The sequence below is a fragment of the Nonomuraea jiangxiensis genome (genome assembly GCF_900099965.1).
Classification (GTDB): Bacteria; Actinomycetota; Actinomycetes; order Streptosporangiales; family Streptosporangiaceae; genus Nonomuraea; species Nonomuraea jiangxiensis.
The window spans coordinates 363,386-389,759 of sequence record NZ_FNDJ01000002.1; the positions used below are offsets into that span (position 1 = coordinate 363,386).

Sequence of the window (26,374 nt, forward strand, 5' to 3'; positions counted from 1 at the left end):
CGCCGTCTCAGTGGCCGGGCTGCTCGGGGCGGGCCCGCCGGGGCAGCAGGTACGACAGCGCGAACGTCAGCCCCAGCAACCCCACCTCCACCCACACCGTGACCTGCATCGACGAGCCGAAGCTCCACTCGTTCGCGAGCAGGTTGAAGAACAGCGTGCCCAGTACGGCGCTGCCGAGCGCGCCGCCGAGCTGCTGGACCGCGGTGAGGGTGCCGGAGGCGGAGCCGGACTCGTGCGGCTCGACCCCGGCCAGCACGATGTCGAAGAACGGCGCCATGGTCAGCCCCATCCCGACCCCCACCAGGGCGAGCCCGGGAGCGAGCTGCCAGCCGCTGACGTCGAGCCCGGCCAGGTGGATGGTCAGGGCGAGCACGGCCGCGCCCGCCGCCATGACGACGGTGCCGATCTGCAGCAGCCCGCGGCCGAGCTTCTCCTGCAACCCCGCCATCGCCAGGCCGAAGCCGAGGACACCGCCGATCGCCTGCGGCAGCCCGGTCAGACCGGCCTGGAGCGGCGTGAAGCCCAGGCCGAGCTGCGTGTAGAGGCCGAAGACCAGGCCGAGGCCCATCATCCCGGAGAAGAAGGCCAGCCCGGCGACCAGCCCGCCGGTGAAGGCACGCTTGCGGAAGAGGCCGGGCGTGACGAGCGGGTCCCTGCCGGAGCGGGCGCGGCGCGACTCGTAGCGGCCGAAGACGGCGAAGACCGCGACGGAGGCCGCCATCGACACGAACGTCCACGCCGGCCAGCCCAGCTCGCGGCCCTGGATGAGCGGAAAGATCATCAGGAACGCGGCCACGGAGACGAGCGCGACGCCGACGAGGTCGAGCTTGGTGGCGCCGGACAGGCGGTGCTCGGGCAGGAAGCGCATCGCGGCGAGCGCGGCGGCCAGGCCGATCGGCAGGTTGATCAGGAAGATCATGCGCCAGCCGGTGCCGAAGAAGTCGGCGTCGACCAGCCAGCCGGCCAGCACCGGGCCGCCGACGGACGAGATGGTCATGACCGGCCCGAACATGCCGAACGCCTTGCCCAGCTCCTGCGGCGGGAACATCTCCTTGATCAATCCCAGTCCCTGCGGGATCATCACCGCGCCGAACAGGCCCTGCAACACGCGGCTGCCGATCAGCATCTCGGGGCTGGCCGCGACGCCGCACAGCAGGGAGGCGGCGGTGAAGCCGAGGGCGCCGATCACGAACATGCGCTTCCTGCCGTACAGGTCGCCGAGCCGCCCGCCGGTGATCAGGCCGACGGCCATGGCCAGGGTGTATCCGGCGCTGAGCCACTGCACGAGGCTGCCGGAGCCGCCCAGCTCCCGCTGGATGGTGGGGGCGGCGATCGTGGTCACGAGCGCGTCGAGCAGATCCATGACCTCGGCGGCCAGGATCACGAACAGGGCGGCCCAGCGCCAGCGGTAGGGCTGGGCCTGGGTTGCCGCCGCTGAGGCGGTGACGGTCATGGGGGCTCCTCAAAGGGGTGCATAACAGTGTTCTGATCAACGAACATCGTTCGTACAAACACTGTTTGTAGTAACGAACGGCGTTCGTGTCAAGTACATTGTTCGTATGGTGGATCGCAGGGGAAGCGGCAACGACGGGGTGCCCGTGCCCCCGTGGCGCAAGTCACGCAAGCCGGCACAGCTCAGGCGGCAGCTCAGCCAGGAGCTCATCGTCAGCACCGGGTTGCGCGTGCTCGACGCCGAGGGGCTCGACGCGCTGAGCATGAGACGCGTCGCCCAGGAGCTCGACACCGGCCCCGCCTCGCTCTACGCGCACGTGGCCGGCAAGGACGAGCTGCTGGAGCTGATCTACGATCGGGTGCTCGGCGAGATCGAGCTGCCCGAACGCGACCCGAGCCGCTGGAAGGAGCAGTTGCACGGATACGCCACCGAGGTGCACCGGGTGCTGCGCGCGCACGCCGACGTGGCGCGGGCGGCACTGGCCACCATCCCCTCGGGGGAGAACTCGCTGCGCGCGGGGGAGTTCGTCTTCGGGCTGCTGATCGAGGCCGGCATGCCGCCACGGGAGGCGTCCTTGGCGATGGACCGGCTCTCGCTGTACGTCGTCGGCGACGCGTACGAGGGCTCGCTGCACTACGCGCGGATGCGCGCGGCCGGGCTGGACCAGCGAACGTATTTCGAGGCGTTCGTCGGTCAGATCAACGACTACTACCGGACGCTGCCGTCCCATCGGTTCCCGCACTTGCGCGACTATGCCGACGACCTGATCGCCGACGACGGCGAGGCCCGCTTCCACTACGGCCTCGCGCTGCTCCTGGACGGCATCGAGGCCCGCATGCCCAAGGCCCGCGCTGACTAGGCCGGGAAGCCGAGCCAGGTTCGGCCCGCGCGTGTGAACGCCTCGGGCGGTGGTAGGGCCCTGGGCGAGGACGACAGTACAAGCGCAGGGGGCACCGTGGCACGACTCTTGAGCGGCGAGGAGATCGAGACGGCGCTGGCCGCGCTTGAGGGCTGGCGCAGGGAGGGCGACGCCCTGGTGCGCGACATCCCGATCACGCCCGACAGCTACGACTGGCTGAGCCAGGCCGTGACGAACGAGGCGGACGTGGTGGATCACCATCCGGACATCGAGCGGACCGGGCAGGGCATCCGGTTCCGGCTCACGACGCACAGCGCCGGCGGGGTGACCCAGCGGGACGTGGAACTGGCCGCGCGGATCGATCATGTCGTCAACGGGGCCGCCAGAGACCGGGGGTGAGGCGGTCTCCGCGCCCAATATGGCGGCTTAGGTCGAATTGCCTAGGGCCCGCGCCGGATGCGCATGTTCGTGCCTGACCGTACCTTTCTGGCTATGACGACGACTGTTGACGTTTCTCCCGCCGAGCGCATGAGCGTGGGGTCCGCGCGTTACCGGGCGGTCAGCATCGGCTTGCTGGCGCTCGTGACCCTGGTGGCCTTCGAGGGCATGGCGGTGACCACGGCCATGCCCCTGGTGGCCCGCGACCTCGGCGGCCTGCACCTGTACAACCTGGCCTTCAGCGCCACCCTGGCGGCCAGCGTGATCGCGACGGTGCTGGGTGGCCGGTGGAGCGACATGCGGGGGCCGCTCCAACCGGTCACGGTCGGGGTTGCGGGTTTCGTGGCCGGGCTGCTGCTGGCCGGGTTCGCGCCGAGCATGGAGGTGTTCGTCGCGGGCCGGTTCGTGCAGGGGCTGGGCGCCGGATTGGTGCAGGTCGCCCTGTACGTCCTGGTGGCCAGGGTCTATCCGAGCGCCCTGCATCCCAAGGTGTTCGCGCTGTTCTCGGCCGCCTGGGTGGTGCCGTCGATGGTCGGCCCCGCCATCGCGGGCTTCGTGGCCGAGAACGCCGACTGGCGGTGGATCTTCTGGGGCGTCTCCCTGATCGTCGTCCCGGCGGCACTGCTGCTCTGGCGCGGCACCGCCGGCCGGGACCTGGCGGAAAGCGTCGCCGAGCCCGCGCGCGGCATCGGCCGCAAGGTCGGCTGGGCGGCGGTGACCGCCGTCGCCGCCGCCCTGATGCAGTACGGCAGCGCGCTGAAGCTGGCCGGCCTGCCGCTGCTCCTGGCGGGCCTCGTCCTGCTGGCCGTGGCCCTGCCCAAGCTGCTGCTGCCCGGCTCGCTCAGGGCCGCGCGCGGCCTGCCGACCGCGCCCGTGCTGCGCGGCCTGGCCTACGGCTCGTTCACGGCGGCCGAGGTGCTCATCCCGCTCATGCTGAAGTACGAGCGCGGCCTGACCGCCATCGAGGCCGGCGTGGTGCTCACGATCGGCGCGCTCGGCTGGTCCGCCGGCTCCTGGATCAAGGGCCGCGGCATGATCGGCAATCTGGCCGCCATCCGGGGCGGCGCCGCCATGATCGCCGTCGGTGTCACGCTGGTGACGCTGGTGCTGGTGGACGCCATGCCGATCGCGGTCGCGTACGTGGCCATGGCCATCGCGGGCCTGGGCATCGGCGCGCTGCACCCGACGGTGTCCGTCCTGGTGCTGGAGATGTCGAAGGAGGGCGAGGAAGGCCGCAACTCGGCGGCCGTGAGCGTGGGGGAGGCGGTGTTCGGCGTGGTCGCCGTGGCGCTCAGCGGGGCCCTGTTCACCGCCACGGCGGGGAACTACGCGATCGCGCTCGCGTTCACCGTCGCGCTGGCTCTGGTGGCCGTTGTGCTGGCCCCGCGTTTTGTGCACGCGGGTGAGGCAGGCACTATGGAGACAAGCGCGTCATAAGGGGGGTACATGCCGCGAGTGCGGGAGCTTGAGGTCTTCCGGCTGGTCCTGCCGTTCGGCAGGAGGCAGGAGACGCTGCTCGTGAAGCTCACCGACCACGGCGGCATGATCGGCTGGGGTGAGGTCACCTCGCCGCAGCCGAAGGCCTGGTCGCGACTGGAGGAGACGCTGGCCGCGCTGCTGATCGGCGTCGACTGGGAGCATCCCGACGCCGTGCCGAGCGGCGACTCGGCGGTGGACATGGCCTGCTGGGACCTGTGGACCAGGATGCGCGGCGTGCCGCTCGCCGAGGCCATCGGCGGCACCCGCACCTCGCTCGTGGCGACCGTGCGGCTGAGCCCCGACCCTTCGCTGGAAAGCCTCGTGGCCCGGGTCAACCAGCAGGTCTGCGCCGGGTACGGGCACGTCACGCTGGACATCCGGCCCGGGTGGGACGTGGAGCCCGTACGCGCGGTGCGGCAGGCGTACCCGGCGTTGACCCTGGCCGTCGACGGCGGCAACGCCTACACCGAACTCGGCCAGCTCGTCGCGATCGACTCCTACGGCCTGGAGGTGATCGAGCGGCCCTTCGCCGTCTCCGACGCCTACGCGCACGCCTCGCTGCAGGACCAGGTGGCGGCCTCGGTCGCGGTCGAGGTCGGCTCGACGAAGGAGCTCGACGACTACCTGACGTTGCGGGCGGCGAAGGTGCTGCTGCTGCGGCCCGCGGCGTTCCCGTCCCTGTCGGAGGCGCGCCGGGCGCACGACCGGGCCGCGGCGGCGGGCTGGGACATCCAGTGCACGGGCGGCCAGGGGGCGGGGTTGTCCCGGGCGGCCACGGTGGCGGTGGCCAGCCTGCCGGGGTGCACGCTGCCGTGCGACGTGACGCAGCCGCCGCGCCAGAACCAGATCGTCACGCCGATCGTGGGCGCGAACGCCGGGGTCATCGCGGTCCCGCTGACGCAGTCGGGGCTGGGCCACGACGTGGACGAGACGCGGCTGCGCCGGCTGGCGAAGGACTCCTTCCACGCCTAGGGAAAGGCGACGCGGCTCCCTTTCAGCCACTCACCCTGGTAGAACCGCCCGGGAGGCCGAAGGCTGCTGGAGGTGGGCATGACCGCGAGGGATCCGGACGCGGACGCCGTGCGGCTGGCCCGCGAGCGCTTCCCCGGCAGCGGCGTGCGTTACGAGGCCGCCGACCTGCTGAGCCCGCCCGCCGCCTGGCGGCGGGCGTTCGACCTGGTCGTCGAGATCATGACCGTGCAGGCCCTCCCGGAGGAGCTGCACGCGCGCGCCACCGCCGCGGTGTCGGAGTTCGTCCGGCCGGGCGGCACGCGCGACCTTCCACCGGCCCATCTGAAACCGCCCGACAGAAACCTGAAAACGTACTCTGAAAGCGCCTGGGACCCCGGCCGGTTACACGCCGACGGAGCCGGCGCGCAGGTTGTCGCCGAGGATTTCGGCCAGGCCGTAGAAGTGGGAGCCCGCGTCGAGGACGGCCTCGCGGATGTTGTGCATCCGGTGGGACACGTCCTCCCAGGGAGCGCTCGCCACGACCGGGGCGAGGGCGGAGACCAGGGCGACGGTGGCGAGCAGGTGAACGCGACGGTGCATGGTGACCTCCAGAATCGATGATGACGCTTCACAGGAGATCACGAACGGGTCCGCGCCCGGCCGCGCCGCCGCCGGGGCACGGCGCGTTCTTTACGCTTCCCGCCCCGGGGTGTCGAGGACGGTCTTGACGAGGCCATTCGCGAACCAGCCGACTATCGACGCGGACAACTGGTCAATGGCGGAGTTTGAGGAAATCGCCGGAATCTGGGAACAATTCCGGCGGCTGGCTAACCCCGATGAGAGGGTAGCGATGAAACGACGCCCGGTGATGGTCAAGGTGGAAGAGTCCAGGCTACGGGTCGGCGCGGTGACGGCGTCCAACTCCGCGGGAAACTGAACGCACTGCTCAAGCAGCACGCAGTGGGGTGAGGCACTTTTCGCTCATCCACGCCCTGGGGGGGAAGTTGCTGACGGACGACCTTGAGTGGCGCCCTCGTCTGCGCGAAAGCGTGATCGTGCAGACGGACGGCAGTACGTTGTTGTTTCTCTGCACGGCGGATCGCACGGTGAAGAGATTCACCGCCGATGATTTCGTCGTACAGGTCGTGACCCTGCTGGACGGCTCGCGTACCGTCGCGGAGATCGAGCGGCTGGCCCGCGGCGGCGTCGCGAACGGCACCGAGCGGGTGCGCGAGGCTCTCGGCGAGGCGGACGGACGGGAGCTGGTGCGCGAGGTCCTCGGCGTGCTGGCCGCGGAGAACATCCTCAGCAAGGCCCAGGAACCGGCCTTCGCCGGCCTGGGCGCCGGGCGGGCCGACTTCTACGACCGCCAGCTTCGGCTGCTCCAGGACTTCTGCGACGAGGGCCTGACCCCCGAGCGCAGCGGCGTCGGCCTGCAGCGGCGCCTCGACGCCGCCACCGCGGTGGTCCTGGGCATCGGCGGGCTGGGCGGATGGGTGGCGCTGTCGCTGGCCGGCGCGGGGGTCGGCCGGATCCGGATCTGCGACTTCGACCGGGTCGAGGCCTCCAACCTGACCCGCCAGGTGCTGTTCGGGGTCGGCGACGTGGGCGCGCCCAAGGTGGACGCGGCCGCCACCAGGCTGCGGAGCCACAACTCCTACGTCGAGGTGACGGCCGTCAACCGCCGCATCACCGGCCCCGACGACCTCGCGGACCTGGTGGACGGCGCGGACGTCGTGATCAACGCGGCCGACCAGCCCACCGCCAACGACGTGGCGGACTGGGTGGCCGCGGCCTGCTGGCCGCGCGTGCCGCACATCATGGGCACCGGCTACGCCTACCACATCGGCGTGCTCGGCACCTCGATCATCCCGGGCAGGACCGCGTGCTGGGCCTGCGTACGCGCCGAGACGTTCGCCGACCACGGCCGTCACCGCATGGAGTCGCTCGTGGGCAAGCGGGAGAAGGCCGGCGCCATGGGGGCGCTCTGCGGGCTCGTCGGCAACGTACTGGCCTGGGAGGCGATCCGCATCATCACGGGACTGCCGCCGGCCCTCGGCGACCGGTGGAGCGAGATCGACTTCTGGCCGCTGGAGATCCAGTCCAGGGCGATCCCGAAACGGCCCGACTGCCCCGTCTGTGGGCCGTGACCGGGCCTCTCAGAGGGCGCCGCCGCAACCCTCCGTGAGGCCCTTGGCCGGGTTGTTGTCCTGGGTGGGCGGCTTCGTCGGCTGCTTCGCGGCCTGCTTCGGCGCCTTCGTCGGCGAGGCGGAGGGCGAGCCGGTGGACGCGGCGGGGGGCGAGGCCGACGCGGACGCGGCGACAGCCGGCGTGGTGCGCTCCGAGTCGCGGATGGCCTTGGTGGCGACGTTGCGGATCTTCACCCAGTCCGGATAGCCGGTGTTGATCAGCGGCGGCACGAACTGCACGCTCGTCACCTTGGCGTCCTTGACCTTCAGCGCGAGCGGCACCAGTTGCGCGAGCATCGAGCGCGGGATGTCGGTCCTGATGAGCTCCTTGGTGGCCAGCGCGATCCTGTTGAACCTGGTGAGCACCGTGGCCGGGTCCGCCTGGTCGAGGATCGCGCCGAGCACGCACCGCTGCCGCCGCATCCGGGTGAAGTCATCGCTGAACGTACGCGAGCGGGCGTACCACATGGCGTCGGCGCCCTTGAGCTTGCGCGTGCCGGCCTTGACCAGGCCCTCGTTGTACTTGCCGAACACCACGTCCTGCTCGACGGTGATGGTGACGCCGCCGATGGCGTCGATGAGGCGGGCGAAGCCCCACATATTCACCAGGGCGTACCAGTCGACCTTGACGCCGAGGGTGTAGCCGATGGTCTCCATCAGCACCTTGGCGCCCTGGTGCTGCTTGCCGCCGAAGATCTCGGGGTGCGCGTCGGCGTACTCCCAGACGCTGTTGAGCAGGTCGCTGCGCCCGCCGCCGGGGTCGGCCGGCAGCCGGAACCCGTCCGGGAAGCGCTGCGCCATCGGCGTGCCCGGGCGGAAGCGCACGTCCTCCAGGTTGCGCGGCAGGCTGAACAGCACGGTGTTGCCGGTCTTCACGTCCACGCTGGCGAGGTTCATGCTGTCGGTACGCACGCCGATCCGGTTGTCGTCGGCGTCGCCGCCGAGCAGCAGGATGTTCACCCGCTGCCGCCCCGCCCACGGGTCCTCGGGCTTGTCCTGCGCCGCCGGCGCGGGCTGTCCCTCGGCCGGCGTCTCCTGGAAGATGCCGTTGAGCGCCGCCTGGTAGGTCGACACGAACTGCGCGACCAACCCGAACGGCACCACCACCGCGACCGCCAGCAGCCCCGCCATCGTGCCGGTCAGGATCTGCCCGTTCTGCGGCAGCCGGCTCGGCCGCAGCACCACGAACGAGTGCACGATGAGCGCGAACCACGCCGGACCCAGCAGGGCGGCGCTCACCACGATCGTGGTCAGCAGGTAGTTCTCGGTCAGCGAGCCGGCCAGTTCGTCGAGGTCGGTGGTCAGGCTAACTGCGAGCAGGGCCAGCAGGACGACCGCATAGCAGGAGATGAGGACGAGCCCGGTCTTCCGCCATCCGGCGCGCAGGTGGGCGGCCCCGGGCGCCAGCGCCGCCAGCACCAGCCAGCCGATGACCGCTCCGCTGCCCACCGGTTCCTTAGCCTGACGCACGCCTTCCCCGTTCCCCTGAACTCCACCGCAGGTGCGGACTCCGCCGGCCATGGCGGACCGTTGGACGCGGTCCGCCGCAGGCATCGGTAGAGGCGGAAGCCTACGCACTAAATACGAAATATGTCTTTATCGGAGGGTGAACATCAGTTACAGAATAAGATTCGGTTCATGGCGTTCTCTGAGATCGAGTATGTCGTGGCCGATCGGGTGGCCACGATCACATTGAACCGTCCGGCGCGGCTCAACGCCTTCACCTTTGCCATGCGCGGAGAGTTGATCGAGGCTTTCGACCTCGCCGACGCCGACGACGAGGTGCGTGCGGTGGTGGTCACCGGGGCGGGCCGGGCGTTCTGCGCCGGCGCCGACCTCGGCGGCGGAGGAGGCACGTTCGGGCAGCGGGAGCCCGGCGAGACCGTGGACGGCGTGCCCCGGGACGGCGGCGGCACGGTCGCGCTCCGGATCGCCCGCTCGCTCAAGCCGGTCATCGGCGCGATCAACGGGCCCGCCGTGGGCGTGGGCGTCACGATGACGCTGCCCATGGACGTCCGGCTGGCCGCGGAGTCGGCCAGGTTCGGGTTCGTGTTCGCCCGGCGGGGGATCGTCACCGAGGCCGCGTCGAGCTGGTTCCTGCCCCGGATCGTCGGCATCGCGCAGGCCATGGAGTGGGCGGCGACCGGCCGGGTCTTCCCCGCCTCGGAGGCGCTCGCGGGGCGGCTGGTCTCGCGGGTGCACCCGGACGGGGAGCTGCTGCCGGCGGCGTACGCGCTGGCCCGGGAGGTCGCCGACAACACCTCCGCCGTCGCCGTGGCCGCCGTGCGCAGGCTCATGTGGTCCGGCCTGTCGGCGGCCTCGCCGTGGGAGACGCACGCGGCCGACTCCCGGCTCATGTCCGAGCTGGGCGGCGCGCCCGACAGCGTGGAGGGGGTGACGGCGTTCCTGGACAAGCGGCAGGCCGAATTTCCGATGAAGGTCAGCACCGACCTGCCACCCGGGGTGCCGTCATGGCCGGACAGTCCTTATGGTGTCTAACATGTACGAGATCACCGTGCTGCCCCTGCCGGACGACTTCGAGGGCGAGGTCGTCGCGACGCTGATCTCCAGGAAGGTCGGTTCCCGACGCGCGGTGCTCTACGTGCACGGATTCACCGACTACTTCTTCCAGGATCACCTGGCCGCCCACTACGTCGACCGCGGCATCGACTTCTACGCGCTCGACCTGCGCAAATACGGTCGTTCGCTGCTGCCGCACCAGACCAGGGGCCTGATCAGGAGCGTCACCGACTACTTCCCGGAGATCGACGAGGCCGTCCGGATCATCCGGCAGGACCACGACGAGCTGACGATCAACGCCCACTCGACCGGCGGCCTGATCACTCCCCTGTGGGCCGACCGGGTCCGCGGCCGGGGCCTGGTACAGGGGCTCGTGCTCAACAGCCCGTTCTTCGACCTCAACGTGTCCACGCCGCTGCGGGTGGCCGCCGACCTGCTGTGCACCCCGCTCTCCTACACCCGCAGGCCGCTGCCGCTCGGCTCCAGCAGGGTCTACGGGCAGAGCCTGCACCGCACCGAGCAGGGCGAGTGGGACTACGACCTGGAGCTCAAGCCGCTGGGCGGGTTCTCGGTGCACGCCATGTGGCTGGCCGCCATCCGCCGGGCCCAGCGGCGGCTGCACGCGGGCCTGTCGGTGGACGTCCCGGTGCTCGTCCTGGCCGCGGCCAGCGGGTTGCGGGTGCGCGACTTCGTGCCGGAGGCGCGCTCGGCCGACGTGGTGCTCGACCCCCGGCAGATCGCCCGCTGGTCCACCTCCCTCGGCCCGCACGTCACGTGCGTACGCATCGCCGACGGCGTGCACGATCTGGTGCTGTCCGCGGAGCCGGTGCGCAAGCAGGTGTTCGCCGAGCTCGACCGTTGGATGAACACCTACGTCTACCAGGGGAACGAGACCGGCTCGCAGTAGGCCGCGCCACGCCCGCTACCAGGGGAACGAGAACAGCCCGTAGTAGGCCGCCGCCACCATCAGCAGGCCGGTGCCGCCCAGCACGCCCGCGACCGCGACGTGCTGCCAGCGGCTCGGCCGCATGCCCTCGCGCAGCGCCGACACGACCGCGGCCACCGCCGTGACCTCCTGGATCAGCATGAGCACGGCCAGCGCGCGCACGACCAGCCAGCCGGCCAGCACCGCGGGCCAGGCCCCCGCCTGGTTGATCGAGAACAGCACCAGCACCGCGATGAACGCCACCACCGACACCAGCAGGCCGAGGCTCGTCCACACCATCCGGACCAGCCGGCGCCGGATCGGCGGCCACAACCGGGCGTTGGTATCGACGGGGTGGCTGGAGCGGCCGCGCAGGCGTACGACGATGGCCGCCACCGGGCCGGCCACGTAGCCGACGGCGGCCAGGCAGATCGTCAGGCCCAGCATCGTGCCGCCCGCGTACCAGGGGGCGGCCGGCACGTCGCTGGCCTCGAACCGCTGCACCGGCGTGGCGCCCGCCATGTGCACCGCGGACTTGCCCGTGCCGGGCAGGCCGATGATCCAGTTGGTGAGAGTCTCCAGGTAGCCCTCGGTGAACTCGCCGCCGTTGACCCGCATGGCGTGGTCGCCCCTGGCCATGAACCGGATCGTGTAGTCGTCGTTGCCCGCCTCGCGCATGGCCGTGACGAGCGCCTTGGTGGACTCCACGAACGGGATGGACGGGTCCGTCGTGCCGTAGAACGCCAGGACCGGCTGCTTGACCTGGCTTAACGCGGGCATCGCGTCGTAACGCAGGAAGTTGAAGCCGACCCCGCCCATCGCCCTGGTCAGCAGGTCACGCGCGCCGACCGGGGCCCGCAGCCGTAGCAGCTGCTCGTTCAGGGCCCAGGCGACCTGGCGCAGCGGGGAGACGTTCGGGGAGGACACCAGCACCATGAACCCCACCGCCGGGCTCTTGGCCGCCGCGATCGGCACCACCCAGCCGCCCTCGCTCACTCCCCACAGCCCGACGCGGGCGGGGTCCACCTCGGGGAGCGTGCGCAGGTATTCCACCATGCGCAGCGCGTCGTCGGCGAGCAGCCCGAAGTCCCGGTCGCGGAAGTTGTAGCCGACCGTACGCTTGTCGAACGCGATCGTCACCACGCCCGCCTTGGCCAGGAACTCGGCCTGCGGCGTGAACTCGGTCCGCGACCCGTTGCCCGAGCCCGACACGAACACCATCGCCGGATGCCGCCCAGGGGTGAGCGGTACCCGTAGCGTGCCGTACAGGCGCTGGCCCTCGGCCGTGACCGAGATCTCCTGCCTGCGGACGGAGCCGACGGCCACCACCGGAGCCAGTTCATGTGTCGGCTGCGCCGGGATGGACTGGAAGGCTGGATCCACCTTGAGCGGCGGCGGGTCGAATGCGGGTGGCAGTACGTATCCGACCGTCGCGAGAGCTACCAGCACCAGACCGGCGGCGACGCTCAAGGTGCCACGGCCAGTGCGCATCGGCCTCCCCATGTGCGTTGGTTTGCCCGCGGATCTTCCAGCGTACTCCCGCCCCGTGAGACAGAAGAGGACACGTTTGTCGGTGAGAGCTGTTAGCTTCCTGCGAATGCGGATCCTGCATACCTCGGACTGGCATCTGGGCCGTTCGTTCCACCGGGAGAGCCTGCTCGCGGGGCAGGCGGCGTTCGTCGATCACCTGGTGGAGACGGTGCGGGCCGAGCGGGTCGACGTGGTGGCCGTCGCGGGCGACGTCTACGACCGGGCGCTGCCGCCGGTGGACGCGGTCGCGCTGCTCGACGAGGCGCTCGCCCGGCTGCGCGCCGCCGGGGCGCGGGTGGTGCTGATCAGCGGCAACCACGACTCGGCGCTGCGGCTCAGGTTCGGCTCGGCGCTGTTCGAGGCCGCGGGGGTGCACGTGCGCACCTCGCCAGAGCAGGCCTGGGAGCCGGTGGTGGTGGACGGCGTGGCCTTCTACGGGATCCCCTATCTGGAGCCGGAGCTGGTGCGTGCCGCGTGGGAGCTGCCGGACCGCAGCCACACGGCCGCGATCACCCACGCCATGGAGCGGGTCCGGGCCTCTTCGGCCGGCCAACGCGCCTCCGTCGTGCTGTCCCACTGCTTCGTGACCGGGGGGCAGGCCAGCGACAGCGAGCGCGACATCAGCGTGGGCGGGGTGGCGCACGTGCCGCTGTCGGCCTTCCATGGGGTGGACTACGTGGCGCTCGGCCACCTGCACGGGCGGCAGCGCATGTCGGAGACCGTGCGCTACTCGGGCTCGCCCCTGGCCTATTCGTTCTCAGAGGTAGGCCAGCTCAAGGGCTCCTGGCTGGTCACGCTGGATCCGGACACACGATCGGACCCGCAGGAGGGCTCGGTGGTGGGGGTGGAGTTCGTGCCGGCTCCGGTGCCCCGTCCGGTCGGGCGGTTGCGCGGGGAGCTGGAGGAGCTCCTGACATTCCCGAAATATGACCCTTACGAGGATCACTGGCTGCACATCACCCTGACCGACGCCGTACGCCCCAAATCCGCCATGGACCGGCTGCGCGCCCGCTTTCCCCACACCCTGGCCCTCGCCTTCGACCCGGTCGGCGCCACCCCCGCCGCCCAGCCCGTCCGCCTCAGCGGGCGGCCCGAGGCGGAGGTGGCGCTCGATTTCGTTCGGGAGGTTCGCGGCGAGCCTGCCGCACCTGACGAGGAAGACCTGCTAAGACAGGCCATCGAGGCGTCCAGGGTGAAGGAGACGATGGCATAGATGCGGCCGCACCGGCTCTCGCTGACGGCGTTCGGGTCGTTCCCCGGCACCGAGACGGTCGACTTCGACGCCCTGGCCGAGGCCGGACTCTTCCTCGTCCACGGGCCCACCGGGGCTGGCAAGACGACCATCCTCGACGCGCTCTGCTTCGCGCTCTACGGCCAGGTGCCCGGCCAGCGCAACAGCGCCCGCAGCCTGCGCTGTGACCACGCCCCGTCCACGGCCGGCCCCTCGGTCACGCTGGAGGTCTCGATCCGGGGCCGCTTACTCCGCATCCAGCGCTCCCCGTCCTGGCTCCGCCCCAAGCTGCGTGGCGCGGGCGTCACGGAGGAGAAGTCCAAGGCCATCGTGTCGGAGTGGCACGGCTCCACCTGGCAGGGCCTGACCACCCGGCTGGACGAGGCGGGCGACCTGGTGGGCGGCCTGCTGGGCATGAACGCCGACCAGTTCTGCCAGGTGGCGATGCTGCCGCAGGGTGATTTCGCCAGGTTCCTCCGTGCCGAGGGCGACGACCGCGCGAAGCTGCTGGAGCGGCTGTTCACGGTCAAGGTCTTCACCCAGGCGGAGTCGTGGCTGGCCGAGCACCGCAAACTGGCCTGGCGGGCGGCCCAGGAGCTACGCCAGCAGGTGGACTACGCCATCAAACGCGTGGAAGAAGCGGCCGGCCCCGACCTCCCCACCCTCATCACCACCTCGCCCGCCGCGTCCCCCGGTACGGTGACCGCCCATGAGGCGAGCGCTCGGCCCGCCCCCGCCCCCTCTCAAGCTCCGCCTGCCGCCGGCCTCTCGCAAGGTGGTCCTGCCGCCGGCCCCGCTCAAGGCGCCGGTGATGACCTGCCGGGCAGTGCGGCCGATGTCTGGCCGCCCACGCCCGACGATGACCCCCTGCGCTGGGCGGGAGCGCTGCTCGATGCCGCGCGGGCCGTCGTGGTGCGGGCCGAGGAGGAGCACGACGCGGCCGGTCACGCCCTGCGCTCGGTGCGGGTGCGGTTCGAGCGGGCCGCCGCCCTCGCCGAACGGCAGCGCCGCCACGCCGACGCCCTCACCCTCCGCCGCGCCCTCGACGAGCGCGCCGACGAGCGCGCCGATTTGCAGGCCGTCCTCGACGACGCCGCCAGAGCGGACCGCGTGCTGCCACTCATCACGGCGGCCAAGCAGCGCTCGGCAGCCGCCACCAAGGCCCGCACCCTGGCCGCCGACGCCCTCTCCCGAGCCCGCCCCCTCCTACCCGCCCCCACCCCCACGCCGGTCCCGTTGTCTCCCGCCTCGGATCCGTTCACGGCTCGTCCGGTCCATGGGCAGCCCATTGCGGGCTCCGCCTCGGAACCGTCCGCCGCTGCGGGCGGGGTGGTGGAGCCGGGTGAGCTGGAGGAGTTGGAGCGGCGGCGGCAGGCGGAGATCGCCCGGTTGTCGGAGTTGCTCACCGAAGAAGCCAGGCTGTCGGTGGTGCGGCGCGACCTGCTGCGTACCGAGGGGGAGCTGGCCGAGCTGGTCAGCGCCGACGAGGGCGTGGCCGCGCGGCTGGCCGTGCTGCCTGGACTGATCGAGCGCGCCGAGGAGGAGCTGGCCGGGGCGCGGGTGGACGCGGCCAGGATCCCGGCGGCGCAGGCCGTGCGCGACGCGGCGGCCGACCTGATCGGGATCGACGGCGAGCTGGCCCGGCTGGCGGTGGAGCTCGACGTGCTGACCCAGCGGGAGGCCGAGGTGTCGGCCGCCGACGCCGAGCTTCCCGGACGCATCGCCGAAGCGAGCGCGGCCCTGGCCGAGGTACGCGCCGAGGCGGCGGCCGTCCCGGCGGCCACGGCGGCACTCGAGGCGGCCACGGCGGCGCGCGAGGCCACGCACCGGCGCGAACTCCTGGCCGGGGAGCTGGCGGCGGCCGTGGCGGCTCACCAGGTCTTGGTGGACCGCGCCCAAGCCCTCCGGGAACACTGGCTCGACCTGCGCCAGGCCCGTATCGACGGCATGGCGGCGGAGCTGGCCAAGGACCTGGCCGCCGGCTTGCCCTGCGCGGTCTGCGGCTCCGACCATCACCCCCACCCGGCCGCCCCGGCGGCCAGTGCCCCGTCGGCCGACGACGAGCAGGAGGCCGAGTCCGCCCACGACGCCGCCCTCGCCGACCGCGAGGCCGCCGAACGCACCCTGGCCTCCCTGGAGTCCCGGTACGCCGACGCCGTGGCGGCCACCGGCGACCTCGACGTGGACTCCGCCGAGGAGCAGGTGCGGCAGGCCGAGGACGAGCTGGCCCGGTTGCGGTCGGTCGCCGACCGTGAGCCCGCTCTGGCCGCCGCGCTGGAAAGCATCGAAGCCGACCGCGAGCGCGTCCGGGACCAGGCCAGGGAGATCGCCGAGATCCTCGCCGGCCACCGAGCCCACCGCATCCACCTCGAATCCGAACGCACCCGCCTGCGCACCCGCCTCACCCGAACCGCACCCGCCGGCCAGATGGAAGCGCCCGACCGGCCCACCGGTTCGACGGAAGCGCCCGACAGGTCCACTGGTTTGGTGGAGGGGTCTGACCGGATCACCGGTTCGGCGGAAGCGGCCGACCGGTCCACCGGTTCGGCGGAAGCGCCCGACCGGTCCACCGGTTCGGTGGAAGCGGCCGACCGGGCCAGCGGCAGGGCGGGAGCGGTCGGGTGGGCCGACGGTACGGCCGAGGTGGACATGGTGTCCGGTGTTGCCGTGCTGGAGGCCGCCGAGCGGGAGTTGCGGCGGCTGGAGGGGTCGGCGGAAAGGGAGGCGGGGCTGGCGGCGCAGGTCGCCGGGCTCAACCGGGAACGCCTGGAGCTGGAGGAGCGCGGTCGCCGCGTCGCCGCGCGGCTGGCCGCGTGCCGTACCAGGCATGAGGAGCTGAGCGGGGACGCCGGATGGTTGACCGCGCGGCTGGATGCCGCCCGGGGCGGCGACACGACGTTGACCGCGCGCCTGTCCAGGCTGCACGACGAGGCCGAGCTGCTGCGCGAGGCGCTGGAGGCCACCCGGGCGGCGGTGGCGGCCGAGGAGGAGCTGATCGCCGCCCGGCGGGCGGCCACCGAGGCGGCGGTGGAGGCCGGGTTCGGGGACGTGGCGGGGGCGGAGGCCGCGTACCGGAGTTCGGCGGAGCGGGATCGCAAGGCCGAGGCGCTGCGCGGGCTGGACGACGAGCACGCCGCCGTCACCAGGACGCTGGCCGATCCCGAGCTGGTCGCCGCCGCGGCCGAGCCCGCGCCGGACCTGACGGCGCTGGGGGCCGAACGGGACGGCCTGGAGGCGGAGTACACGAGGCTGGCCGGCGTCCGCGACCGGGCCGTGGCCAGGGCGGCGCGGCTGGAGGAGCTGCGGGCCGAGCTGGCCGATCGCATCGAGCGGTGGCGCCCGGCGGCCGAGCGGCACCGGCTGACCGAGCGCCTCGCCGCGCTGACCGGCGGCACGTCCAGCGACAACCGGTGGAGCATGTCGTTGTCGTCGTTCGTGCTGGGGGAGCGGTTGCGGCAGGTGGTGGACGCCGCCAACGAGCGCCTCGACCACATGTCGGGCGGACGCTACCTGCTACGGCACGACCTGCGGAAGACGGCGGGATCGCGGGTGCGCGCGGGCGGCGGGCTGGGCCTGCGCGTGGCCGACGGATGGACCGGCGTCGACCGCGACCCGGCGACGTTGTCCGGCGGCGAGAGCTTCATCACCTCGCTGGCCCTGGCGCTCGGGCTGGCCGACGTCGTCACGGCTGAGGCCGGCGGCGCGGAGATCGGTACGCTCTTCGTGGACGAGGGCTTCGGCACCCTCGACGAGGACACGCTCGACGGCGTCCTCGACATCCTCGACGGGCTGCGGGACGGGGGCCGCGCGGTGGGCATCGTCAGCCACGTCGCCGAGCTGCGTTCCCGGATCACCGCCCAGCTCAAGGTCAGCAAGACCCGCACCGGCTCCACCCTCACCGCCGTGGGCGTCTCCTGAGCCGTCCCAAGGCGCAGGATAGATTGCCCCCATCGAAGCCCCGAAGGAGCAGCTCATGCGCGTCGTCGTCACCGGAGCCCATGGCAAGGTCGGCCGGGCGGCCGTCAAAGCCCTGGCCGCGGCGGGTCACGAGGTCACCGCAGTGGATCTCACGCGTCCGGTCTTTGAACGGGCCGAGCCCGGCGCCCCCCGCTACCAGCAGGCCGAGCTGACCGACGCCGGGCAGGCGTACGCGGTGGTGGTCGGGGCCGAGGCGGTCGTGCACGCGGCGGCCATCCCGGACCCCACCAGCAACCCGCCGCACGTGGTGTTCCAGAACAACCTGATGGCCACGTTCAACATGATCGAGGCCGCGGTGCGGCTGGGCGTGCGCCGGTTCGTGAACATCTCCAGCGAGACCGTCCCCGGCTTCTTCTTTCCCGAGCGGCCGTTCCTGCCCGACTACGCGCCGGTCGACGAGGATCATCCGATCCGGCCGCAGGACCCGTACGCGCTGTCCAAGCACTTCGGCGAGCAGCTCATGGACGCCGCGGTGCGCCGTTCGGACATCCGGTGCATCTCACTGCGGCCGAGCTGGGTGCAGCACGAGGGCAACTACGAGCGCAACCTCGGCCCGCAGGTGCGTGATCCCTCGCTGGTGGGGGCGGGGCTGTCGAGCTACATCGACGTCTACGACCTGGCGGACGCGATCGTCCTGGCGACGGAGTCGGAGCTGCCCGGCCACGAGGTGTTCTACATCGCCTCGCCGGACAACGTGGGCGGGCAGGACTTCGCCGAGATGGTGCGCCGCCAGTTCGGCGACCAGATCGAGCTCCGCCCGCTGTCCCGGCCGGACGCCTCGGGCATTTCGTGCGCCAAGGCGTACCGGCTGCTGGGGTGGAGCCCGAAGCGGTCGTGGCGCGACTACCTGGACGAGGACGGTCGCGCCCGGCGGGGCTGATCCCGTCAGACGAGCGAGTCGATCAGGCCGAGGAGGGCGGCCGGGTGGTGGAAGAGGGTGGCGCCCAGGCCCGCCAGGCGCTCGGCCGGGGTGAGGCCGCCGGCGAAGGCCAGGCAGCGCATGCCCGCGGTCACCGCCGCCGTCACCCCGAACGGGCTGTCCTCCACCACCACACAGCGCTCCGGCGCCGCCCCCATCGTGGCGGCGGCGTGCAGGAACAGGTCGGGGGCGGGTTTGCCGCGCGCCACGTCCTCGGCGCTGAAGACCCGGCCGTCGAAGTGGCGGGCCAGCCCCGTCAGCTCCAGGCTGCGGCGGATCGTGGCGTGGCGGCCGTTCGAGGCCACGCAGCTCGGCACTTCGAGCCGGTCGAGGACGTCTTCGATGCCCTCGATCGTGCGTAGCTCGGCCGTGACGGCGGCCACGTACTCGGCGTCGAGCCGCTCGCGCCAGCCCGGGGGCGTCTCGCCGATCTGCTCGGCCCAGTACTCCTTCGTGCAGCCGACGAATCGCGCGGCGTATTCGGCCTCGTCGATGGTCCAGCCCAGGCGCCGCACCGCGGCCGTGCCCACGCGTACGGAGATGGGCTCGCTGTCCACGAGCACCCCATCGCAGTCGAAGATGACCAGATCGACAGCCAAGCCGATTCCTTTCCGAGAGAATTCGCAGATGGCGCGTCGGCGTATCACAGGGCAAGACGAAGGTCCACATAGTGGGACATTGGTGGACTCTCATCCCGCGGAGCCGAGCCGATCGAGGATCGCAGCCGCGAGTCTGATCGGCACCGCGATCGAATATTACGATTTCTATATCTATGGCACCGCAGCGGCTCTGGTGCTCAACAGCGCGTTCTTCCCCACGCTGGACCCGGTGGCGGGCACGCTGGCCGCGTTCTCGACGTTCGCGGTGGCCTTCCTGTCACGGCCGCCCGGTTCGGTCCTGTTCGGGCACTGGGGGGACCGGGTCGGCCGCAAGTCCATGCTGGTCGCGTCCCTGCTGGTGATGGGGATCTCGACGGTGGCGATCGGGCTGCTGCCCGGCTACGAGGCGATCGGCGTGCTCGCGCCCGTACTGCTGGTGGTGCTGCGGTTCACGCAGGGCATCGGGCTCGGCGGCGAGTGGGGCGGGGCCGTGCTGCTGGCCACCGAGCACGCGCCGCCCGGCAAGCGCGGGCTCTACGCCATGTTCCCGCAGCTCGGCCCGTCGGTCGGGTTCATCGTGGCCAACGGGTCGTTCCTGGTCCTCGGCGCGGTGCTCAGCGACGCGGAGTTCGGCAGCTGGGGGTGGCGGCTGCCGTTCCTGGCGAGCGTGCTGCTCGTGATCGTCGGCCTGTACGTACGGCTGCGCATCGCCGAGACCCCGGTCTTCCTGGCGGCCATGGAGCGGCGGCGCATCGCCAGGGTGCCGCTCGCCGGGCTGATCAGGCACCAGTGGCGGCGCGTGCTCCTGGGCGCCGGCGCCATGATCGTCGTCTTCACCCTCTTCTACACCGCCACCACCTACTGCCTGGCCTACGGCACCACCACCCTCGGCATCCCGAAGACCACCATGCTCGGCCTCACCCTGGTCGGGGTCGTGTTCATGGCCGTGGGCACGGCGGCCTCCGCGCTGCTGTCCGACCGCGTGGGCCGCCGCCGCGTCATGATCACCGGGACGGCCGTCGCCGTCGGATGGGGGCTGGTGATGTTCCCGCTGATGGAGACGGGCTCGATCGCGCTGACGGGGTTGTCGCTGGCCGGGACGCTCGGGCTGATGGGGCTGATCTTCGGGCCGATGGGGGCGTACCTGCCCGAGTTGTTCAGGACCGAGTTCCGCTACAGCGGCGCCTCGGCCGCCTACAGCCTCGGCGGGGTGCTCGGCGGCGCGGTGCCGCCGCTGGTCGCCACCGGCCTGCGGGCGAACGGGCTGGGCGCACTGGCCGTCGGCGGGTACGTCTCCGCGATGGCCCTGCTCAGCCTGCTCTGCCTGCTGGCGTTGCCCGAGACCCGCGACAAGTCCCTCTGAACCTGGCGATTCCGGCCGTCCCGGCGGCTTCGGCGAGCTAAGGTGAGGGCAACTGCCACGCCCGTGAACAAGTCGTGGCGCCCACGGCCGCGCCGCTGCCCTTGGCCGGCGCGGCCGTTTCCTTCCTCTGGCGTGCAGTCCCTGCTCGCGGGTCAGGCGTAGCCGGGGAACATCAGCGACAACTCGCGCGGATAGCTCCCGATCAGGCGCAGCTCGTCGTCCGTGAGCGGCCTGCCCGTCATCGCGTTGCAGAGCTGGACCAGCCGGAACGCCAGGTCCGGGTCCTTCGGCTCGATCCCGAGCCCGTCCATGACGTGGGCGAAGCCGGCCTTGCCGCCGTACTCGCCGGTCAGCACCACCCGGCCGTTCCTGGCGTGCCAGTCCTCGGGGAACGGGCCCAGGGTCGCCTCGTCGTACAGCTCGTAGTTGCCGTGATCCTTCAGCGCGCCGTCGGCGTGGATGCCCGACTCGTGCGCGAACGCGTTCCGCCCCACCCCGACCTGCTGGTACGGCAGCGGCTGCCCGAGGGCGTAACTCGCCCACAACCCGAACCGCCGGGCCCACGACAGATCGAGGGCGTCGCCGATCTCCGCGTCCAGCCCGAAGCCGTGCTCGAAGGCCAGGATGGTCGACAGCAGGTCGGCGTTGCCTGAGCGCTCGCCGATGCCGTTCACGCAGGTGTTGATCCAGGCGTCCTGGCCGGCGTCGAGGTCGCCGAGCGCGCCGGAGACGGAGTTGGCCACGGCCATCCCGAGGTCGTTGTGGCAGTGGGTCTCGACCGGCATCGCGGTGCCCGCCGCCAGCTTGGCGAACCGCTCGCGGATCCGGTCGGGCGTGTCGCCGCCGATCGTGTCGCAGTAACGCACCCGGTCGGCGCCCGCCTGCTTGGCCGCCAGCGCGAACTCCAGCAGGAAGCCGTCGTCCGTACGGGAGCCGTCCTCGGCGTTCACGCCCACGGTCAGCGCGCCGGCGTCCTTGGCCACCCGGACCGCCGCCGTCATCTCCCTGATGATGGCGTCCCTGTCCAAGCGGCCGCGGAACTTGTTCTGGATCATGTAGTCGGACGTCGAGATGGACAGGTTGTAGTGCCGCAACCCCAGCGGCGCCGCCTGCTCCACGTCCCCCGGCACGCCCCGGCACCAGCCGGACAGCCGCAGCTCGCCGAACGCCCCGGCCGCGGCCAGCGCCACCTGCGCCTTGACGTACGGGACCTCGTGGAACAGGAAGGGGAAGCCGATCTCGGACTGCGCCACCCCGAGCCTGGCCAGATAGAAGTTGACCATGGTCTTGCCGAACTTCGACAGGCCGGTGCGCGCGGTCTGCACGCCGTCCCGGTTCGTCACGTCGAGGAAGTGAACTTTGGGCATGAATCCACGTTGACATGCCCGTTCAACATGTATCAATATTGATTTTCGTCAACCTTGGAGGTGTGGGCGGAGTGGAGTGGATCGACGCGGCCACGGCGGCCGAGCGCCTCGGCGTCAAACCCGCCACGCTCTACGCGTACGTGAGCCGGGGAGTGCTGCAGCGGCGGCACGGCGAGGACGGCCGCCGCAGCCTGTTCTCGGCCGAGGAGATCGAACGCCTGGCCCGCCGGGGCCGCCCCCGCAACCAGCCGCCGGAGCTGGTCATCGAGTCGTCGATCACGGCCCTCGGCGTGGACCGGCACTACTACCGGGGGACCGACGCGCTGGAGCTGGCGCGGACGAGCGACTTCGAGACGGTCGCCACCCGGCTCTGGACCGCCGGCCCCGCCACCAGGCCCGGTCCTGGTGCCCGGCCCGGCCCGCCGTGGCGGTGCGAGCCCGGCGCGCTGCGGGCCGCGACGGCCGCTCAGCGCGGGCTTCCCGAGGACCTCCTGCCGCTCGACCGCCTCCAGGTGATCACCACCGTGCTCGGCACGTCCGACTCCCTGCGCCACCAGCTCGACCCCGCCTCGGTGGCCGCCACCGGCCGCCGCCTGATCGCCGGGCTGGTCGACGCCCTGCCGCAGCTCGGCGAGCCGCAGGGCGAGTCGATCGCCGCACGCCTCTGGTCCCGCCTGTGCCCCCACCCCGCCGGCCCCGGCCTGCTCGCCGCCCTGCAGGCCGCCCTCGTGCTGCTCGCCGACCACGAACTGGCCGCCTCGACCCTGGCCGCCAGGGTCGCCGCCTCCGCCCGGGCCGACCCGTACGCCGTGGTCCTGACCGGACTCGGCGTGCTGGGCGGGCCGCTGCACGGCGGCGCGTCCTACGGCGCCGAGCGGCTGCTCGCCGAGGTCAGGGAGCCGCGCCAGGCCGAACGGGCGGTCACCGAGCGGATCCGCCGCGGCGAACGCGTTCCCGGCTTCGGCCACAGCGTCTACCGCAACGGCGACGGCCGCGGCGGCCTCCTGCTCGACCTGATCAAGGAGGCCGCGCCGGGGCACGAGCGGGTCGCCGCCGGGGAGGCGGTGCTCGCGGAGATGCGCCGCCGGCGGCTCCCCGAGCGCAACATAGACTTCGCCCTGGCCATCCTCGCCGCCGTCAGCGGCATGGTGAGCGGCGCGGGCGAGGCCGTTTTCGCGGTGGCCCGGGCGGCGGGCTGGCTGGCCCACGCGATGGAGGAATACGACCGGGGCACCCTGCTCCGCCTGCGCGCCTCCTACACCGGCCCGCCGATCACATGACACGGACAGGACATCTAGGCGGCTCCGCGGTCGACGTACGCGGCCAGGGCACGCACCCGCTCGGCGTGCTCGTCGTGCCCGATGATCACCGGCGGCTCGTTGTACGGCATCGCGTCCGACGACCGCCGCAACTTGATGTACTGGCCGCAGGCGTCGATCGCGTACGGCTCCATGTCGTCCTGCAGCGCCCCGATCACCGTGATCCCGTACGTCTCCCCGACCCGCCTGAACAACGACACCGCCTCCCGGCGATGCTCCTTGCCCAGGTTGCGCCCGAGCTCGTCCAGGACCAGGCACAGATGGCCGCCGCCGGAGGAGGCGATGGCCGCCGCGCACACCAGCTTGACCGCCTTCTCGTCCATCAGGGCGGTGTTGGCCCGCCGGTTGTACGGCACGAACCCCTGGCCCTCGCCACGCCGCCACTTCGGCGTGACCCGCCACTGCCAGCGCTGCTCGGGGTCGGCGGGCGCGGGCGGCACCGGGAACTCCAGCGTCGCCCCGTAGCCTCCGTACGAGGTGTCGAGCTTCTCGAACTCCTCGGCCACCCGCGTCAGCCGCGCCTTGATCGCCGCCGTCAACGCCGCCCGGTGCACGGCCGTCGACTGCGCCGCCTCCTCTGCGCCCCTGGCCGCCGCCGCAAGGTCGCGCTGCCTGGAGCCGACCTGGGCTTCGATCTGGCGGCGCTGGTGGCGTTCGTACTCCTCCTGGCCCCGCAGGTAGGACGCCAGCGCGCCGCACACCGCCGCGAACGTCGCCTGCTCCCGCGCCGTGCTCCCGCCCCGCTCGTTCAGCAGGAACCGCAGCTCCTCCGGGATCTCCGCGTCCTCCTCCGGGAACGTGTCCCGCAGCGCCTGGTCGAAGTGGCGCTCCGCGACCCGCCACCACTCCTCGGCGGCCCGCGGCCGCTCCTCCTCCGGCAGCGCCGCCAGCCATTCGCGGGCCGCCTCCACCGTGCCGCCCCAGTCGGCGGCCAGCGCGTCCAGCTTGAGCGCCTCCCGCTCCGCCACGACCCTGGCCTCCTGCTCGCGCGCCTGGGCCCGCTCGGTCTCGTGCCGCTGCCGCCGCCCCTCCAGCCGCTCGATCTCCATGTCCCTGGTCCTGGCCCGGAAGTCCAGCGTTCCGGCCTGCCGCTCGGCCTCGGCGACCTTGGGCGTCAGCTCCTCGATCGCCGCGTTGAGCTCGCCCAGCCGGGCACGCCGCTCACCCAGCTTCGCCTCCAGCTCTGCCAGCCGCACCCCGGCCCTGGCGCCCTCCAGCCGCCGCTGCGCCTCCGCGACGGCCTCCTCCCCGTCGTGCACGGCCTGCGCCGCCGCCTCCTGAACGTCCTTGGCCCGGTGCAGCCTCTGCTCGGCGGCCTTGATCCGGGCCTCCCGCCCGGTCGCCACCCCGTCGAACGCCCCCACGACGCTCACCCCGGCCGCGCTGACCAGCACGGACCCGGGCAGGCCGGCCAGCGCGGCGGCGGCGGCTTCCATGTGCGCCGCGTCCACGATCACCGCGTGCTCGTTCGGCCACCCGCGCAACTCACCCAGCACCCCGGCCACGCCTCCCGCGCCGCCGTCCGGCCGGTCCGCGCCCGCCTTCCTGCCGAAACGCGCCTTGAGCGCCGCTCCCAGCTCCCCGGCATCGGACTGGGCGGCGTGGGCGGTCGCCTGGATGTGGTCGGCGGCGTCGGGGTGCGGCGCGGTCGCCGGGGCCGGATGGGCGGCGTCGGGGTGCGGCGCGGCCGATGGGGACGTATGGGCGGCGTCACGGGCCTGCTCGGCCACGTCGAGGGCGTCCAGCAGGCCCGTCGCGTCGACGCCCGCCGCCGCCAGGGCGTTGAGCTGGGCCGCCGCCGGGCCGCCCTCGGCGTCGTCCAGCGCGGCCTGGGCGGAGGACACCTCCTGGTCGGCCACCCCGAGTGCCTTGAGCGCCTCGTTCAGCCGCAGCCGTATCTCGCCCAGCTCCCGCTCGGCGGCCGGCACGTCACGCCCGTCCGCGAACCTCCGCGTCTCCTCCAGCGCCGGAATCATCCCGCGCAGCTCGTCGGCGGAGTTTTCCGCCACCGCGCGGTCGGCGTCGAGCTTGGCCGCCCGCGCCTGCAGCGCCGCCAGCTCCTTGCGCGCCCCCGCCACCTGCCTGTCGAGCGTGTCCTCCCGAAGCGTCGCGACCTCCGCCCTGACCAGGGCGATCGCGTCACCCGCCGCCTCTCCGGCCGCGCGGTGCCGCTCCAGGTCGGCGGCCAGCGCCTCGTCCTTGGCGGCCGCGTCGGCCAGCTTGCGCGCCTGCCTGCCCCGCCAGCAGCGCAGCGCGTCCGCCAGGCGTACCCGTGCCTGGTCGCGCCGGTTGAACGTGGCCAGCAACGCCTTCGACTCCGCCTCGAACTCCGCCAGCCGGTCGGCCGCCTGCGCCGCCCGCACCCGCTTGGCGTGCTCGTCGCGGCGGGCCTCCCGCTCCTGCTCCAGCTCGGCGTCGAGACCGGTGAGGGCGGCGATGGCCTCGAAGACCCGCTCGGGGGAGATCTCGTTGAGCGGCTGGGAGAGCAGGTTGGTGGCGACCTTGCTGCGTACGGACGTGGACAGGAACGACACGCACCTGATCCGGTCGCCGTAGAGCACCTTGGTCAGGTCACGGGCCACCACATCGCGCCGCCCGGCCGACCTGGGCAGCGACGCCCAGATCTCGTCCGCCTTGGCCACCCGCTCGGCCTCGGACGGCGAAGCGGCCAGGTGCACCCCCTCCCGCCACCGGATCTCCAAGTGCGGCGCCTCCTGGTTGACCTTGAGCCACACGGTCACCGCCCCACCGGAGGTGTCCGGCACCTCGAACAGCTCCCCGCCCATCTCCTCCCCGAGCATCGGCTCGTCATCACCACCGGTGGCGTCGGGGGCGGCCTGGGAGGCATCCGCCGCGGGGTGACCGTCCGCATCCTGCGGGGTGAAGCCGTTCATGCCTGGTGGGCCGAAGACGCCGACGATGTAGCCGTGGTCGGCGCTCGCCCACTGGCGGGCACCCGCGCCGCTGGCCAGCTCGGCGTTGAAGAGCAGCTCGGACACGGCCTTGGCGCCCGAGGCGAAACGCCACTGCTCGTCCCCCAGCAGCGCCGTGATGGAGGCGATGAACGAGGACTTGCCCGCGCCGTTGGAGTCCTTCGGCCCGGCGCCCGCCACGACGATGAGCGTGCCGGGAACGGTGGGCACCGGATGGGTCGAGAGCCGCGAAATGTTGACCGCCTGCACGGCGATCAGCACCCGATCCCCGACGATGTTCTCCACCTGCGACACCTGTACCCCCGTAACCCTTTCCTTCGT

20 protein-coding genes are annotated in these 26,374 nt (G+C 72.3%); 14 read left to right on the forward strand and 6 right to left on the reverse strand.

Features of this window, described 5'->3' with window-relative positions:
- Positions 1-7: 7 nt before the first annotated feature.
- Entirely contained in the window at positions 8-1,453 is a 1,446-nt protein-coding gene (locus tag BLS95_RS04985; protein ID WP_090929657.1) for a DHA2 family efflux MFS transporter permease subunit, read from the reverse strand.
- 106 nt (positions 1,454-1,559) lie between these two features.
- Here BLS95_RS04985 and BLS95_RS04990 point away from each other — a divergent pair, with 106 nt between their 5' ends.
- The 7 genes from BLS95_RS04990 to BLS95_RS05020 all read left to right on the forward strand — a co-directional run bounded on the left by BLS95_RS04990 (position 1,560) and on the right by BLS95_RS05020 (position 7,330).
- The gene (locus BLS95_RS04990; RefSeq protein WP_090929658.1) at positions 1,560-2,312 is read left to right on the forward strand and encodes a TetR/AcrR family transcriptional regulator; all 753 of its coding nucleotides are present in this window, start codon (positions 1,560-1,562) and stop codon (positions 2,310-2,312) included.
- 96 nt (positions 2,313-2,408) lie between these two features.
- Positions 2,409-2,711 carry a 4a-hydroxytetrahydrobiopterin dehydratase gene (locus BLS95_RS04995; RefSeq protein WP_176993020.1) on the forward strand — a complete coding sequence of 101 codons (303 nt, stop codon included), beginning with the start codon at positions 2,409-2,411 and terminating at the stop codon, positions 2,709-2,711.
- Between the two features lie 93 nt (positions 2,712-2,804).
- Complete coding sequence (locus BLS95_RS05000; protein WP_245764842.1) at positions 2,805-4,187, forward strand: MFS transporter; 1,383 nt, start codon at positions 2,805-2,807, stop codon at positions 4,185-4,187.
- A gap of 9 nt (positions 4,188-4,196) precedes the next feature.
- A complete protein-coding gene (locus BLS95_RS05005) occupies positions 4,197-5,201 on the forward strand; it encodes an enolase C-terminal domain-like protein (protein ID WP_176993021.1) in 1,005 nt (334 codons plus the stop codon).
- 78 nt (positions 5,202-5,279) lie between these two features.
- Positions 5,280-5,801, forward strand: coding sequence for a class I SAM-dependent methyltransferase (locus tag BLS95_RS05010; protein WP_090929661.1), 522 nt, complete (start codon positions 5,280-5,282; stop codon positions 5,799-5,801).
- A gap of 154 nt (positions 5,802-5,955) precedes the next feature.
- Positions 5,956-6,117, forward strand: a complete 162-nt coding sequence (locus BLS95_RS55425) for a hypothetical protein (protein ID WP_176993022.1) — start codon at positions 5,956-5,958, stop codon at positions 6,115-6,117.
- Between the two features lie 169 nt (positions 6,118-6,286).
- Positions 6,287-7,330 (forward strand): HesA/MoeB/ThiF family protein, encoded by a 1,044-nt coding sequence (locus BLS95_RS05020; RefSeq protein WP_143043586.1) that lies wholly within the window; start codon positions 6,287-6,289, stop codon positions 7,328-7,330.
- Positions 7,331-7,339: 9 nt separating this feature from the next.
- Here the strand turns inward: BLS95_RS05020 and BLS95_RS05025 are convergent, their stop codons facing one another.
- On the reverse strand, positions 7,340-8,839 hold the full coding sequence (locus BLS95_RS05025) for an LCP family protein (RefSeq protein ID WP_245764843.1): 1,500 nt from the start codon (positions 8,837-8,839) through the stop codon (positions 7,340-7,342).
- 168 nt (positions 8,840-9,007) lie between these two features.
- Between BLS95_RS05025 and BLS95_RS05030 the strand changes: the two genes are divergently transcribed.
- A complete protein-coding gene (locus BLS95_RS05030) occupies positions 9,008-9,868 on the forward strand; it encodes an enoyl-CoA hydratase-related protein (RefSeq protein WP_090929665.1) in 861 nt (286 codons plus the stop codon).
- Position 9,869: 1 nt separating this feature from the next.
- On the forward strand, positions 9,870-10,796 hold the full coding sequence (locus tag BLS95_RS05035; RefSeq protein WP_090929666.1) for an alpha/beta hydrolase: 927 nt from the start codon (positions 9,870-9,872) through the stop codon (positions 10,794-10,796).
- 15 nt (positions 10,797-10,811) lie between these two features.
- Here BLS95_RS05035 and BLS95_RS05040 read toward each other — a convergent pair whose 3' ends face one another.
- On the reverse strand, positions 10,812-12,305 hold the full coding sequence (locus BLS95_RS05040) for an alpha/beta hydrolase family protein (protein ID WP_090929667.1): 1,494 nt from the start codon (positions 12,303-12,305) through the stop codon (positions 10,812-10,814).
- Between the two features lie 106 nt (positions 12,306-12,411).
- Here BLS95_RS05040 and BLS95_RS05045 point away from each other — a divergent pair, with 106 nt between their 5' ends.
- The 3 genes from BLS95_RS05045 to BLS95_RS05055 are packed head-to-tail and all read left to right on the forward strand — an operon-like array spanning position 12,412 to position 18,433.
- Complete coding sequence (locus BLS95_RS05045; RefSeq protein ID WP_090929668.1) at positions 12,412-13,557, forward strand: exonuclease SbcCD subunit D; 1,146 nt, start codon at positions 12,412-12,414, stop codon at positions 13,555-13,557.
- Complete coding sequence (locus tag BLS95_RS05050) at positions 13,558-17,493, forward strand: AAA family ATPase (RefSeq protein WP_090929669.1); 3,936 nt, start codon at positions 13,558-13,560, stop codon at positions 17,491-17,493. It abuts the gene before it with no gap.
- Positions 17,494-17,548: 55 nt separating this feature from the next.
- Entirely contained in the window at positions 17,549-18,433 is an 885-nt protein-coding gene (locus BLS95_RS05055) for an NAD-dependent epimerase/dehydratase family protein (protein WP_090929670.1), read from the forward strand.
- A gap of 5 nt (positions 18,434-18,438) precedes the next feature.
- Here the strand turns inward: BLS95_RS05055 and BLS95_RS05060 are convergent, their stop codons facing one another.
- Entirely contained in the window at positions 18,439-19,071 is a 633-nt protein-coding gene (locus tag BLS95_RS05060) for an HAD family hydrolase (protein WP_218135605.1), read from the reverse strand.
- Between the two features lie 28 nt (positions 19,072-19,099).
- On the opposite strand from BLS95_RS05060, the gene BLS95_RS05065 reads away from it, so the two are divergent.
- Entirely contained in the window at positions 19,100-20,434 is a 1,335-nt protein-coding gene (locus BLS95_RS05065; RefSeq protein WP_090929671.1) for an MFS transporter, read from the forward strand.
- 152 nt (positions 20,435-20,586) lie between these two features.
- Here BLS95_RS05065 and BLS95_RS05070 read toward each other — a convergent pair whose 3' ends face one another.
- Positions 20,587-21,801: a LeuA family protein gene (locus BLS95_RS05070; RefSeq protein ID WP_090929672.1), complete on the reverse strand. Its 1,215-nt coding sequence runs from the start codon at positions 21,799-21,801 to the stop codon at positions 20,587-20,589.
- 62 nt (positions 21,802-21,863) lie between these two features.
- Here BLS95_RS05070 and BLS95_RS05075 point away from each other — a divergent pair, with 62 nt between their 5' ends.
- On the forward strand, positions 21,864-23,081 hold the full coding sequence (locus tag BLS95_RS05075; protein ID WP_245764845.1) for a citrate synthase: 1,218 nt from the start codon (positions 21,864-21,866) through the stop codon (positions 23,079-23,081).
- A 14-nt stretch (positions 23,082-23,095) separates the two neighbouring features.
- Here BLS95_RS05075 and BLS95_RS05080 read toward each other — a convergent pair whose 3' ends face one another.
- Positions 23,096-26,347: a coiled-coil domain-containing protein gene (locus tag BLS95_RS05080; protein ID WP_090929674.1), complete on the reverse strand. Its 3,252-nt coding sequence runs from the start codon at positions 26,345-26,347 to the stop codon at positions 23,096-23,098.
- Between the last annotated feature and the right edge of the window lie 27 nt (positions 26,348-26,374).

Coding starts and splice junctions, on each gene's coding strand:
- BLS95_RS04985 (WP_090929657.1), bottom strand. CDS start 1,453: ATGACCGTCACCGCCTCAGCGGCGGCAACCCAGGCCCAGCCCTACCGC.
- BLS95_RS04990 (WP_090929658.1), top strand. CDS start 1,560: ATGGTGGATCGCAGGGGAAGCGGCAACGACGGGGTGCCCGTGCCCCCG.
- BLS95_RS05000 (WP_245764842.1), top strand. CDS start 2,805: ATGACGACGACTGTTGACGTTTCTCCCGCCGAGCGCATGAGCGTGGGG.
- BLS95_RS05005 (WP_176993021.1), top strand. CDS start 4,197: ATGCCGCGAGTGCGGGAGCTTGAGGTCTTCCGGCTGGTCCTGCCGTTC.
- BLS95_RS05010 (WP_090929661.1), top strand. CDS start 5,280: ATGACCGCGAGGGATCCGGACGCGGACGCCGTGCGGCTGGCCCGCGAG.
- BLS95_RS55425 (WP_176993022.1), top strand. CDS start 5,956: ATGGCGGAGTTTGAGGAAATCGCCGGAATCTGGGAACAATTCCGGCGG.
- BLS95_RS05030 (WP_090929665.1), top strand. CDS start 9,008: ATGGCGTTCTCTGAGATCGAGTATGTCGTGGCCGATCGGGTGGCCACG.
- BLS95_RS05035 (WP_090929666.1), top strand. CDS start 9,870: ATGTACGAGATCACCGTGCTGCCCCTGCCGGACGACTTCGAGGGCGAG.
- BLS95_RS05040 (WP_090929667.1), bottom strand. CDS start 12,305: ATGCGCACTGGCCGTGGCACCTTGAGCGTCGCCGCCGGTCTGGTGCTG.
- BLS95_RS05045 (WP_090929668.1), top strand. CDS start 12,412: ATGCGGATCCTGCATACCTCGGACTGGCATCTGGGCCGTTCGTTCCAC.
- BLS95_RS05050 (WP_090929669.1), top strand. CDS start 13,558: ATGCGGCCGCACCGGCTCTCGCTGACGGCGTTCGGGTCGTTCCCCGGC.
- BLS95_RS05055 (WP_090929670.1), top strand. CDS start 17,549: ATGCGCGTCGTCGTCACCGGAGCCCATGGCAAGGTCGGCCGGGCGGCC.
- BLS95_RS05065 (WP_090929671.1), top strand. CDS start 19,100: ATGGCGCGTCGGCGTATCACAGGGCAAGACGAAGGTCCACATAGTGGG.
- BLS95_RS05070 (WP_090929672.1), bottom strand. CDS start 21,801: ATGCCCAAAGTTCACTTCCTCGACGTGACGAACCGGGACGGCGTGCAG.